Genomic DNA, 13,208 nt, shown 5'->3' with positions numbered 1-13,208 from the left:
CCGGCCGGAGAGACGGAAAAAGGAAGAGAGAAGCACCGTGACCAACCCCTTCGAGAACGCAGAGGGCACCTACCTGGTGCTGGTCAACGACGAGGGCCAGCACTCGCTGTGGCCCTCCTTCGTGGACGTCCCGGCCGGGTGGGAGGTCGCCCACGCGGAGGACACGCGGGAGGCCTGCCTGGCCTTCGTCGAGGAGCACTGGACGGACATGCGCCCCAGGAGCCTGGCCGAGGCCATGGACGGCGCCGGTTCCTGACGCGTCGGCGCATCACACCCCGAGGAGGACGGTTTGCTGACTTACCAGGAGTGCGCCATCGGCGGCGTCGAGGAGGTGACGCTGGAGCTGACGGCGCAGGAGAGGGAGCAGTTCCGCAAGGTCGCCGCCGAGGTGGCCGACGGTCTGCCGCCCCCGGGCCTGGCGACCCCGGCGCTGCTCGACGACCCCGACCTGCTCGCGGACGTCGAGGTGGCGGCGCGCTGGCTCCCGCCGCGACTGGCCCGGGCGCTCAGCTCCTTCCGGAGAACAGGCAACGCGTACGGCACGCTGATCGTGCGGAACGTGCCGATCGACGACGACCTGCCCGCGACGCCCGCCGACGGCGTCGCCCCCGACTGGTCACGGCTGCCGCTGGCCACCGTCGCCCAGCTGGCCACGGTGTCCTGGCTCGGCGACGTCATCGCCTACGCGGACGAGAAGTCCGGCCGCCTCGTGCAGGACATCGTGCCGGTCAAGGGCGCCGAGCGGCGGCAGGAGAACAGCGGCAGCGTGATGCTCGAACTGCACACCGAGGACGGCTTCCACCCCTGCAAGCCGGACTTCGTCACCCTGCTGTGCCTGCGCGCCGACCACGAGCGCCGCGCGTTCACCACGTCCGGGGCGATCACGCGGGCGCTGCCCCGGCTGTCCGCCGAGTGCGTCTCGGTGCTGCGCCGGCCGCTGTTCCGGATCCGTCACAGCAGCTCGTTCAGCGGTGCCGGCACCGACTCCGACGCCGTGTCGATGCCGCTGCCCGTCCTGTCCGGGCCGGACACCGAGCCCGAACTGATCGCCGACTTCCACGCCATGGAAGCGGACGGCGAGGACGCGGCGCGGGCGCTGGGCGAACTGCGTGACGCCATGATCGCGGTGATGGTGGGCGCGGTGCTCGACGTCGGCGACCTGATCGTCGTGGACAACCGGACCGCCGTGCACGGCCGCACCGACTTCCGGCCCCGCTACGACGGGCGGGACCGGTGGCTGCGGCGGTGCTTCGCGGTCTGCGACCTGCGCCGCTCCCGCGGACTGCGGACAGCCGGGTCCCAGGTGTGCGAGCCCCTGCCGCCGGGAGGCCGTTCGTGACGGCAGGCCCGCTCGTGGACCTCCCGGGCGCCGCCGCCGGGCCCCGGAGCCCGACAGCTGGACGACCTCAGGCCGCAGCGGGCCGACGTCGTCGAGCGGGCCTGCCGTCATGACGTCCTGAGCGCCGACGGCCGTCTGATCGCGATCGGTGGGACGTGGAGGCCCACCGCCTCTACGCCCCCCTCGACGTCGTCGTCGCCCGCGACGATCCGTCCACCGCGCGGTCCGTGCGGGGAGACGAGGAGTGGAAAAGTCGTGTCCGACCGTGTCACCCTGCACGAATTCGATCAGGGTGGCCACCACTTCGTGCGTACCCGGCCGGCGCAGGCCGCGCTGCTGGTGCGGGCGGCTGCGCGGCCCCGGAGCGACGGGAACAGGAGGAATCCGTCAGGTGACGACGATCCGGCCGGCACCGGCGTCCCCTGCGGGCTACCGCCGCGTGGCCGCCACCGGGGTCAGTGCCGCCTTCGGCACCTTCGGGGAGCTGCTGCAGGGTGTGCTGCCCGAAAGGGACGGGGACTTCCTGGTCACGCTGCCGGTCGCCCGCTGGTCCATGGCCAGGTTCGAACTCGTCCCGGACGACGGGACGTTGCAGGTGTGGCCGGTGCACAAGCGCAAGGCACTGCGGCTCACGTCGATGATCATGGAGGATGCCCGGCGGTCCGGGGGAGGCGTGCTGAAGATCGACAGCACCCTTCCCGAGGGCAAGGGACTGGCCAGTTCGTCGGCCGACCTGGTGGCCACCGCGCGGGCGGTGGCCAACGCCCTGGACGAGCCTATGCCGCCCCGGCGCATCGAGTCGTACCTCTCGAGGATCGAACCCACCGACGGCGTGCTCTACCCCGGGGTCGTGGCCTTCCACCACCGCAGCGTCCGGCTGCGGGCCCGGCTCGGCTCGCTGCCGTCGATGGCCGTCGTCGGCGTCGATGAGGGCGGAGCGGTGGACACGGTCGACTTCAACAGCATCCCCAAGCCGTTCACCGCGGCGGACAAACGGCAGTACGCCCGGCTGCTGGAGCGCGTCACACGCGCGGTGGCCCGGCAGGACCTGGCCGAGGTCGGCCGGGTGGCGACCGCGAGCGCGCGGATGAACCAGGTGCTGCGCCACAAGTGGTCCCTGGACCCGCTGATCGACATCTGCCGGGAGGTGGGCGGCCTCGGCGTGGTGGTCGGGCACAGCGGCACCACGCTCGGAATCCTGCTGAACACGGCGGCTCCCCACTTTGCCGGCCGGCTGGCCGGGGCCGCCCAGGCCTGCCGGGAGCTGGTCGGAAACGTCACGGTGTACCGCACGCTGAGCTTTCCCTGAGACCGCTCCGCACCCCGAGGCCCCGCCCCTGTCGCCGGACGCCGTCGCTGAATGCGCCCGCGGGACCTCGTCCGGCGGGGCGCATCGCGGCGCGGGGTGGAATCAGGGACGGAACGGCTCGGCTCGCCCATGCCCGGTGACATCGATGCCCGCTTGGAGGCCCCTCCGTCGCCCCGTCGCCCTCCCGTGACCGCCGGGAGGACACTCCACGGTGCCCGGACCGCACGGTGGCGATTCTCCTCCCGCTCCCCTCTTGCTCGCGCCGGTGATGTCGACGTAGCCTCCCTGGCAGCCACCATAGATCCGATGAATTGCGGGCCAGGTATCCGCAGCCTGATCTCGCTACCGGCCGACCCGGCCGCGCCGCATCCTCACCCCGACTCCTCCCACCTCCTTCAGCTTGCGATCGTCCGCATCAGCGGGCCCACCCACCCCCGGTTCGTCCCGTAAGTCAGACAGCTCCACACCACCCGCCGCACCATAGGTGGATCATCATTCATCGGATCTATCTCCCTTGTTCGGGTCCGTATCTGAAGGAGCATCAATGCAGCTGTTCCGCCAAAGAGCCACCGGATGCCTCGGTGTGCTCGCCGCCTTGCTGGCCGCCGCGATCGCCGCACCCGTCCCCGCGTCCGCCGCCACTCCCACCCTGCTGTACGCCTCGCCCACCGGCTCGGGCAGCACCTGCACGGTCAGCGCCCCCTGCAGCCTGGACGGCGTCAAGACCAAGGTGCAGGGTCTGGTCTCCGGTATGGCCGCGGACATCGACGTGTATCTGCGCGGCGGGACCTACCGGCTGACGCAGGCGTTCACCCTCGGGCCCTCGGACTCCGGGAGAAACGGCCACAAGGTCGTCTACGCCGCCTATCCGGGCGAGAGACCGGAACTCAACGGCGCACAGAAGATCACCGGCTTCTCCCTGTACGACAGCGCGAAGAACATCTACCGGGCCGCGGTGCCCGCCGGCACGAAGAGCCGACAGCTGTTCGTCGACGGGGTGCGCGCGCAGCGGGCCCGCGGCCCGCTCAACCCGGGCGGCTTCACTCTCAGCGGGTCCAGCTTCACCACCGCCGACGCCTCCTACACGTCGTTCACCAACACCTCCTCGGTCGAGGTCGCGTACGACAAGGACTGGAAGCACATGCGGTGCCCCCTGGCGAGCATCACCGCACCCAGCGGCGGCGGTTCCAGCCTCAATGTCGACCCCGACTGCTTCGTGGACAACAACACCTCGGTCGTCAACCGGGGCTTCCCCTTCAACGGCGCCGGCCTGCCCAGGCTGGACGGCCTCACCTGGGTGGAGAACGCCTACCAACTGCTGGACGAGCAAGGCGAGTTCTACCTGGACACTGCGGCGAACCTCCTCTACTACAAGCCGCGCACCGGTGAGGACCTCAGCACCGCGGACGTGGAACTGCCCGTCCTGGAGAAGCTGGTGGACGCCGCCGGCGCCCCGGGCCATCTGACCCCGGTCAACGACGACGACGCGAACGCCACGTACACCGGCGCGTGGTCCACCTCCACCGGGCGCAACTTCGGCGACCTGTACACCGATGTGCACTCCACCACCGCCAACGGCGACTCGGTGAGCTACACCTTCACCGGCACCGGCCTCGACGTGCTGTCGGAGGTCAACAGCGATGAGGGCGGCATCGACGTCTACGTCGACGGCACCAAGACCCAGAGCGTGAGCGCGGCCGGTTCCACCCGGCTCGCCCAGCAGGTCATCGCGTCGGTGAGCGGGCTGCCCAAGGCGCAGCACACCGTCAAGCTGGTCAAGACCGGCGGCAACTTCATGGTGATCGACGGCTTCACCGTCATCCCAGACACCATGGCCCCCGTCCACGACATCACCTTGCAGGGTCTCACCTTCGCCTACACCACCTGGAATCTCCCCTCCACCGTCGGCTACATCGACAACCAGGCGGGCGTGCTGTGGGACGCCGCCACCCAGGCCCCGCTCCGCGTCCCGGCGGCCGTCCAGATCCACCGCGGCTCCGGCATCAGCCTCGTCCGCAATGAGATCGCCCACGCCGGCGGCAGCGGCGTCGACCTGGCCGACGGTACGCAGAACAGCTCGGTCACCGGCAACTTCGTCCACGACATCTCCGGTGGCGGCGTGTACGCCGGCGAGGTCGACGACTACTACCTCACCGACACCGCCCGGATGACCACCGGCGACACCATCTCGCAGAACTGGATCGAGCACGTCGCCCTGGACTGGCGCGACGCGGTCGGTGTCTGGGGTGGCTACACCCGTGACCTGACCATCGCGAACAACGACATCGGCCACACCGCCTACTCCGGCATATCGGTCGGCTGGGGCTGGGGCTACGCCTCCGCCTGCAACCTGCAGGCGAAGCAGGGCCTGACCGTCTGCCGCCACGGCACCATCTACGCCGGCCACAACCAGGTCCTCAACAACCACGTCCACGACGTGATGAACGTCCTGCACGACGGCGGCCCGATCTACACCAACGGCGGCCAGGGCAACGGCGACGGCTCCGTCACCTCCGTGCTCTCCGGCAACCTGCTCGAGGTGACCAACCACACCAACCAGGTGATCTACCACGACGAGGGCAGCTCCTACTGGAACACCCACGACAACGTCATTCGCTTCGGCCCGGGCAACTGGGTCGGCATGTGGACGCCGACCATCCATGACAACAACATCCACGACAACTTCGCGGACCGCTCCAACTGGGGGAGCAACGCGACCAACACCACCGTGGTCCAGTCGACGATCGTCTCCGGCGGCGCCTGGCCCGCCGCGGCCCAGGCGATCATCGCGGCGTCCGGCCCCACGGCCGCGTACCGGCCGATGACCGGCCTGATCGACGACGACGACACGGCGATCGCCTACACCGGCTCCTGGAGCGCCAGCGGCTACCGCGACCTGGGCGACCTGCACGACAACGTGCACGCAGCCGGGGCCAACGGCTCCGCCGCCACGCTGACCTTCACCGGCACCGGCGTCTCGGTGATCGGGGAGAAGTACAGCGACCAGGGCCAGATCGAGGTCTTCGTCGACGGCACCTCCAAGGGCCTGTTCGACACGAGCTCCACCACCCGCAAGGCGCAGCAGGTCGTCTACAGCACCAGCGGCCTGAGCGCCGGCAGCCACACCATCCAGGTCGTCAAGCGCAGCGGTTCCTTCGCCACCGTGGACGGCTTCGAGGTGACCGGCACCTACGACGACACCGACCCCTCCCTCACGTACACCGGAGGCTGGAACCGGTACGCCAACCGCGGCCTCGGCGACTACCAGGACGACGTCCACGCCACCGGGGTCAACGGCGACTCGGTCACCGTCACCTTCCTCGGAACCGGGATCGACGTGATCACCGAGACCAACGCCGACGAGGGCACGATCGCGGTCTCCCTCGACGGAGCCTCCAAGGGCACCGTCAACGCCAACGCCACCAGCCGCCATGCCCAGCAGACGGTCTACACCGTCAGCGGTCTGCCGGCCGGACGGCACACACTCACCCTCACCAAGAACAGCGGCACCTTCATGGTGATCGACCGGTTCGACGTGAAGTGACCGACCGCGGCCCCGGCCGCACAGCAGCGCTGCCCGTGCCAACTCCGGCACGGGCAGCGCTGCTTCGTGGATGCGGCTCCCTTTCGACCCCGGCCGTCGAGCGCTAGTGTTCGGGAGCAGTCAGTGATCCACGAGGAGCGAAGACATGATCGGTCGTCCGAGCGCGCGCTGACGTCGTAGGCCTTGTCGGCCTGTCATCGCGTGCTGCCCCTGATGGCGCGGCACAGCGAGCCTCTTCCTGCCCGAATCACCGGTGCACTGTCGTGCAGCGGGCGCGGGCCTCGTTGCCGGCAGTCCAGGGGATCCTCGTGCCGTCCGCTTCCTCCGCCGTATCCGATTCCCGTCGGCCTGTCCCGCCAAGTCTGTGGCGGGACGCCGACTTTCGCAGACTCTGGGTGGGTCAGACCGCCTCCCAACTCGGCGAACACTCAACTCTGGTCGTTCTGCCGCTCTTCGCCGTCCTGACGCTCGACGCAGGTGCCGCACAGCTGGGCGTCCTGCGCGCGGTGGGGCAGGCCCCGATCCTGTTGCTCTCGCTCTTCGTCGGCGCGTGGGTGGACCGCTGGCGGGCCCGCACGGTGATGGTGCTGACGGACGCCGGCCGGACCCTCGCCCTGGGCGCCGCCGCCGTGGCCGGTCTCCTCGGCTGGCTCGGTCTGCCGGCGCTGTTCGCGGTCGCCCTTGCCGTCGGGGCCCTGTCCGTGTTCTTCGACGTGGCCTACCAGACGTCTCTCGTACGGCTGGTAGGACGCGACCAGTTGGTACGGGGCAACAGCGCGCTCGAAGGCAGCCGGTCCGCGGCGCAGATCGGGGGACCTGCCCTCGGGGGTGCGTTGGTCTCAGCGCTGTCCGCGCCGATCGCCGCCGGCTGCAGCACCCTGTTCTTCGCGCTTTCGTTCCTGTCGATCCGACGGATCCGCCGGACCGAATCGCGCCCGAAGAACGCGGAACGTCCCCCGCGGGTCTTGCGGCGCATCCACGAGGGGCTCCGTTTCGTCGCCGGCGATGCCTTGCTGCGGACCGTGTGCCTCGCCTCGGCCGCCTTCCAGTTCTCCTTCGCGGCCGTGATGACCGTCTATCTGCTCTTCCTGCCGAGGGAACTGCACCTGTCGGGCACCGCCGTCGGGCTGGCGCTCGCGGCGACGGGGCCGGGAGCGCTCTCGGGCTCGGTGCTCGCCGCCCGGCTGCCGTGCCGGTTCGGCCATGGCGCGGTGCTCGTGTCCGCGGCGGCACTGGGCGACGGCGTGTTCCTCTGCGCGCCCGCGCTGCACGGCTCCTCCACGGTGACCGTGTCCGCCCTGCTCGGGATCAACTTCGTGTTCGGCGCCGGCGGTCAGCTGGTGAACGTCACCGTCATGGCAGTCCGGCAGACCGTCACTCCGGACGGAATGCAAGGCCGCGCGGCGGCGACGATCACCTTCGTGGGCATGGGACTGACCCCACTCGGCTCACTGCTCGGCGGATTCCTCGCGGAGGAGTGGGGGGCCCGCACCAGCCTCCTGGCGACGGCCGCAGGCATGATGCTCTCCCCGGTCCTGATGACCCTCTCCCCACTCGCCCGCCTGGGCCGGACGCTACCTGCTCCGTAGGACGCGCCGCCGTCACCGCCTCCGCGAGGGGGAGCCGGACGAACTGGAGTTCACGCGACCGGATCGGCATCGACACCACCCAACTCCGGCGGGACCGCTTCCTCGTCGAGGCCCGAGAATCGGCCGCCCCGGCCATCTTGTGTGCCGCGGCCGGTGAGCTGCCCGATCAGCCGGTCCTGGTGGTGACCCAGACGGCCAACGAGCGTTCCACGAGGCTCGCCGCCCGCCTGGGATTCCAGCGCACCGGCACGTTCGAGGCGCATGACGCGGAACAAACCCTCGCCGTGGCCGACCTGTACTCGTTCAAGGCTCCGGCCTCCGCAGAGCCGAATCCCCTGCTCGCGGACGACGCGAGGAGGGGCGCCGGATGACCGGCCTCCCGGGGCGAGCCCCTCGGCGCGTGGGGCGGCGTTTCACCCAGACGTGGTCCCTCGGTACAGAGCCCCCGGCGCCCCGGTGCGAACGGCGGCACCGGGGCGTGGGGTCAGCGGTCGGGGGACGTCGTCGGTCCAGTGGCGACGGGCTTCAGAACCAGCCCGTGCAGACGATGGAGCCGCCCTTGCCGTTGGTGCCGCAGGCCCGCATCACCAGGCCGTTGTCGTTCCACTGCGTGGTGTACGCGTCGCCGCCCGACGTGACGGTCGTGTAGCCGAGCATCGGCTCCCAGTGGTCACCGCCGTCGCTGCTGCGGTCGACCCAGATCTCGTCACCGACCGTGCCGCCGATGATCCGGCCCCAGGCGCAGGCGGTCGTGCTGTTGTAACGCAGCTCGACGGTGCGGCCGAACACGGTGGCGGACTTGGCCGTCCACGCGCCGGCGGAGTCCGGTGGGGTGCCGTCACCGCAGGAGGTGTTGGAGTCGGCGCCCTCCAGCGTGCCGCCGATTCTCGAGTAGTCCCCGCATGACGGCACTCCAGGTGTGATCGCCGGGCCCTGGATGAAGAGGTTGCTGATCCAGCTGCGGTAGTCCGGCAGATAGGTCCAGACGTTGTTGACCATGCCGTCGACGGTGGCTCGTTCCCCCACACGCTGGCACAGCGCCCGCACGGCGACGGAAATGCCGTTGTCGATGGTCCAGTTGATGTCGCTGCCGGTGGTGGAGTCGTTGCGCAGGTTCGGCTGGCCCCAGGTCTTCACCTGCTTGCCGAGACCGTCGTACTCCCACACGGGGAAGACGCCCGAGACGTCGGGCCGCAGCGAACCCTGGTAGGCGGACCAGGGGATGTCCGAGACTCTGACGACCTGGGTCGATTCGGGTGATTCGAGTCGCTTGCCGTTGCCGAGGTAGAGGGCGACGTGGCTGAGTCCCTCGCCGAAGTACATGATGTCACCGGGCAGCAGCGGAGCCTCGCCCTGCGCCTTGGTGAACCGGGTGTGCGCGTAGCCGGGGTCCTGCCAGGTGGACTGCGTGGTGCGCTCGCTGATGATGTCCTGGCGGGTGGCCTTGTACCAGGCCCAGCGCACGAGGCCGATGCAGTCGAAGCTCCAGTACGTCGGATCGTTGATGGACCTCGGGTCGTGCTTGTCCAGCATGCCCTGGCTGGGGCCGGGCAGCCCCCCGGCGTGGCCGCCGCCCCAGGCGTACATCCAACCGACGTAGCGGCAGGCGACGTTGACGGCGTCCTGGGCGGCGATGCTCGCTCCCGCCTTCAGCGGCGCACAGGTGTCGGCGGTCGCTGCGGTCGGTGCGGTCGGTGCGGCGGTCGCCGGCGCCGCTGTCGGCAGGGCCAGGCAGGCGACGGTCACGGCGGCGGCGAGCAGCAGCCGCAGCGGTCGGAAGCGGCCGTGCGGTCTTCCGTCGCGGTCTCGGTCGCGTTGGTTCTGTCTTCTCATGTCGTTCCCCGTTTTCTCCGGCCGTGGTCGGTCGTCGCACGGCCGGCCGTTTCCTGTCGCGTGCAGGGAGTCTTCTCGGTGCCTGGGCGGTGCCCTGAAGGGAGCTCACGAACCAGCCTGCTGGGGGAGCGCCCGGCACGTCGAGGTGCCGCTGTTGCCCGGTCCGAACGGGCAACGGGAAACGGCCGGGAAACCCCTCAGCCGAGTGAGAAGGCAGGGCTGCAAGGGCATGGCCGAACCGCGTCGGTGCTTCCTGAGGCCCCGTCCGGCTCTGGCGCAGCCTTCCCCCGCCGATCGAACGTACCTCCCCACCGAGGGCGCGAAAATCTGTCTTGGCGAGAGTAGACATTGGCCTGCGGTGTGGTTATGGTTTCTCTCGTAGCCCAGAGAGACAGCAGGGCCTGGCAGACACGAACTGCCGGCAGCAGGACACGTAGTCGCAGTAAGCAGGACGGTGCGGTGGTGGAGTACCGAAGCCAGGGTTGTTGCAGGACGGCGACGGGACTGACGACCGGACCGGGTGGCCCGCAGTGATCAGGGGCCGCCATGAGCAGTGCTGCGGTCAACGCAGTGGCAGTACCCGCAAGTGCGGTGCGCAGTACCCAGTAGTCGATCGCCCAGGGAAGAACGGAGGAATTGGACGCCATCAGGATCGCCCGGACGGAATTTCGAATCCGGGTGCCGCAGGACATCGATAGTGAGGTGGTCTCCGGTCAAGCAACCGCGATCCCCGCGTACCCGACGGCATTTCGGTCGGGTCTGCGGAAACAGAGGGCCGGCGCAGTACAAGGGCCGGCAGATGGTGTAGCAGTTCCTTCGGGCCCTGGCGTCGCAACGGCGCCAGGGCCCCTCCACGCGTTGCACAAAGAGGTGAGACGACAGCAGACGCGCCATCACCGCCGCAGCGCCGCGTCCCCGCAGCACCGCGTCCCGGCACACGACGGGTATCTGGCTCCCAGCCCGCAGCCCGCAGCCCGCAGCCCGCAGCCCGCAGCCCGCAGCCCGCAGCCCGCAGCCCGCAGCCCGGGCGGCGCGCCGGGCCGAAACTCCACCGCCGAATCCAGAATATGAGCGCATGATTGCCGAAGATCCTCAGCCGTCGGCACACGGACGACAGTCCCCGCCCCGCCCCGGCACCACGCCCGACGCCCTCAGCACCCCCATGGCTGTCGCACCGGCGGACACCACGAGCCGCCTGACGGTCAGGCAGACAGCAGCCGCGCTGGAAGGCGGGGTGGAGCGTGTGGCGGCTGAGCTGAAGCCGCGGATGCGCGGCTGGCTGCACGTCGGCGTGTTCCCTCTCGCGCTGATCGGCGGCATCGTCCTGATCGCCCTTTCGCGCTCGGCTGCGGCAGTGGCCGCCTGCTCGGTGTACGCGGTGTCGGCCTGCCTGCTGTTCGCGACCAGCGCGATCTACCACCGTGGCACGTGGGGTCCGCGCGGGGAAGCGGTCCTGCGGCGACTGGACCACGCGAACATCTTCCTGATCATCGCCGGCACGTACACCCCCTTGGCGGTACTGCTGCTGCCCCAGGGCCGGCAGCGGGTGCTGTTGGCCGTGGTGTGGGCGGGCGCCCTGGCCGGCATCGCCTTCCGCCTGCTGTGGATCGGGGCGCCCCGGTGGCTGTACACCCCGTGCTACATCGCCCTGGGCTGGGTCGCCGTCTTCTACCTGCCCGAGTTCGCGCACACCGGCGGCGCCGCGGTCGTCGTGCTCGTCATCGCCGGAGGCCTTCTCTACACCGCGGGCGCCGTCGTCTACGGGCTCAAGCGCCCCGACCCCTCACCGGCCTGGTTCGGCTTCCACGAGGTCTTCCACGCCCTGACCATCGCCGCCTTCACCGCGCACTACACCGCCATCCTCCTGGCAGCCACATGACGAGACGCGCCCGGTGCCGGGATGACGGGCGGCGGTGTGCCGGAACGCGGAGTCCCTGACCTTCGCCGGAGAATTTCGCGCTGGGATGTCGAGAACCCGCGCGCTGCTCCGTCCCAGCGGTGAACACGGCCAGAATGGGCCGTACCTCACCAAGGAGAAGACGATGGCCAAGTACCTGCTGCTCAAGCACTACCGGGGCGCGCCGGCAGCGGTCAACGACGTGCCGATGGACCAGTGGGAGCCGGAGGAGGTCTCGGCCCACATGCAGTACATGCGTGACTTCGCCGCTCGGCTGGTGGGCACCGGAGAGTTCGTCGACAGTCAGGCGCTCTCCCCGGAGGGCACGTTCGTCCGCTACGACGGCGAGGGACGGCCGCCGGTCACCGACGGCCCGTTCGCGGAGACCAAGGACCTGATCGCCGGCTGGATGGTGATCGACGTCGAGACCTACGAGCGCGCGCTCGAGCTGGCCGGCGAGCTGTCCGCGGCTCCGGGTGCGGGTGGGAAGCCGATCCACGAGTGGCTCGAGGTGCGCCCGTTCTACGCCGAGCGCCCCACGGCCACCGAGTGAACGAGTCGGTGCTGCGGGAGCTGGTGCCCGCGGTGATCGGTGTCCTCGTCCGTCGCGGAGCCGACTTCGCGGCGGCCGAGGACGCCGTGCAGGACGCCCTGGTCGAGGCCGTGCGCAGGTGGCCGGACGAAGCGCCGCGGGACCCGAAGGGCTGGCTGGTGACGGTCGCCTGGCGCAAGTTCCTCGACGCCGTCCGCGCCGACACCTCCCGGCGGCGGCGCGAGGAGCTGGTCGAGGCCGAGCCCGTGCCCGGCCCGGGCGAGGCGGTGGACGACACGCTCCAGCTGTACTTTCTGTGCGCGCACCCCTCCCTGACGCCGGCCTCCGCCGTCGCGCTCACGCTGCGCGCGGTCGGCGGTCTGACCACGCGGCAGATCGCCCAGGCCTACCTCGTGCCGGAGGCGACCATGGCCCAGCGGATCAGCAGGGCCAAGCGGACCGTCTCCGGCGTCCGGTTCGACCAGCCCGGTGATGTCGCCACGGTGCTCCGCGTGCTCTACCTCGTCTTCAACGAGGGCTACTCCGGCGACGTCGACCTCGTCGCCGAGGCGATCCGGCTCACGCGCCAACTGGCGGCCAGGACCGACCACGAGGAGGTCGCGGGCCTGCTGGCGCTCATGCTGCTCCACCACGCGCGGCGCCCGGCCCGGACCGGCCCCGACGGCAGGCTCGTGCCGCTCGCCGAACAGGACCGCAGCCTGTGGAACACCCAGCTGATCACCGAGGGCGTCGAGGTGCTCCAGACCGCCCTCGCCCGCGACCGCCTGGGCGAATTCCAGGCCCAGGCGGCCATCGCCGCGCTCCACGCCGACGCCCCGACCGCCGGGGAGACCGACTGGGTGCAGATCGTCGAGTGGTACGACGAACTGGTGCGCCTCACCGACAGCCCGGTGGCCCGTCTCAACCGGGCCGTCGCGGTGGGCGAGGCCGACGGCCCCCGGGCCGGCCTGGCCGCCCTGACGCGGCTCGACCCCTCCCTGCCGCGGTACGCCGCGGTCGCGGCATACCTGCACGAGCGCGATGGCGATCCGGTGACCGCCGCACGGCTCTACGCCCAGGCCGCCCGCTCGGCGCCCAACCTCCCCGAACGCGACCACCTCACGCGACAGGCCGCCCGGCTCAACGCGCAGCTGCGACGCTGAGC

General features: G+C 70.5%; 10 protein-coding genes. 9 read left to right on the top strand and 1 reads right to left on the bottom strand.

The annotated features are described in order from the left end of the window. Window positions 1-37: 37 nt before the first annotated feature. The 6 genes from ACZ7DE_RS34015 (at window position 38) to ACZ7DE_RS33990 (ending at window position 8,152) form a co-directional block, all read left to right on the top strand. Window positions 38-256 (top strand): MbtH family protein, encoded by a 219-nt coding sequence (locus tag ACZ7DE_RS34015; protein ID WP_470767991.1) that lies wholly within the window; start codon window positions 38-40, stop codon window positions 254-256. A gap of 33 nt (window positions 257-289) precedes the next feature. Further along, on the top strand, window positions 290-1,339 hold the full coding sequence (locus ACZ7DE_RS34010) for a TauD/TfdA family dioxygenase (protein ID WP_470767989.1): 1,050 nt from the start codon (window positions 290-292) through the stop codon (window positions 1,337-1,339). A 391-nt stretch (window positions 1,340-1,730) separates the two neighbouring features. Then, window positions 1,731-2,648, top strand: coding sequence for a GHMP family kinase ATP-binding protein (locus ACZ7DE_RS34005; protein ID WP_470767987.1), 918 nt, complete (start codon window positions 1,731-1,733; stop codon window positions 2,646-2,648). Between the two features lie 544 nt (window positions 2,649-3,192). Beyond that, a complete protein-coding gene (locus ACZ7DE_RS34000) occupies window positions 3,193-6,192 on the top strand; it encodes a hypothetical protein (protein WP_470767985.1) in 3,000 nt (999 codons plus the stop codon). 308 nt (window positions 6,193-6,500) lie between these two features. Continuing rightward, window positions 6,501-7,781: an MFS transporter gene (locus ACZ7DE_RS33995; protein ID WP_470767983.1), complete on the top strand. Its 1,281-nt coding sequence runs from the start codon at window positions 6,501-6,503 to the stop codon at window positions 7,779-7,781. Between the two features lie 179 nt (window positions 7,782-7,960). Further along, entirely contained in the window at window positions 7,961-8,152 is a 192-nt protein-coding gene (locus ACZ7DE_RS33990; protein WP_470767981.1) for a hypothetical protein, read from the top strand. Window positions 8,153-8,306: 154 nt separating this feature from the next. Here ACZ7DE_RS33990 and ACZ7DE_RS33985 read toward each other — a convergent pair whose 3' ends face one another. After that, window positions 8,307-9,614 (bottom strand): NlpC/P60 family protein, encoded by a 1,308-nt coding sequence (locus ACZ7DE_RS33985; protein WP_470767979.1) that lies wholly within the window; start codon window positions 9,612-9,614, stop codon window positions 8,307-8,309. A gap of 1,075 nt (window positions 9,615-10,689) precedes the next feature. Here ACZ7DE_RS33985 and trhA point away from each other — a divergent pair. The 3 genes from trhA (at window position 10,690) to ACZ7DE_RS33970 (ending at window position 13,206) form a co-directional block, all read left to right on the top strand. Then, on the top strand, window positions 10,690-11,493 hold the full coding sequence (gene trhA / locus ACZ7DE_RS33980; RefSeq protein WP_470767977.1) for a PAQR family membrane homeostasis protein TrhA: 804 nt from the start codon (window positions 10,690-10,692) through the stop codon (window positions 11,491-11,493). A 163-nt stretch (window positions 11,494-11,656) separates the two neighbouring features. Further along, the gene (locus tag ACZ7DE_RS33975; protein WP_470768022.1) at window positions 11,657-12,064 is read left to right on the top strand and encodes a YciI family protein; all 408 of its coding nucleotides are present in this window, start codon (window positions 11,657-11,659) and stop codon (window positions 12,062-12,064) included. Next, window positions 12,061-13,206, top strand: a complete 1,146-nt coding sequence (locus ACZ7DE_RS33970) for an RNA polymerase sigma factor (RefSeq protein ID WP_470767975.1) — start codon at window positions 12,061-12,063, stop codon at window positions 13,204-13,206. Before ACZ7DE_RS33975 ends, ACZ7DE_RS33970 begins: the two co-directional genes overlap by 4 nt. The last annotated feature ends 2 nt before the right edge of the window (window positions 13,207-13,208 follow it).

It is taken from the genome of Streptomyces sp. NPDC037083 (assembly GCF_055606485.1).
This window is presented reverse-complemented; position numbering and strand designations above follow the sequence as displayed.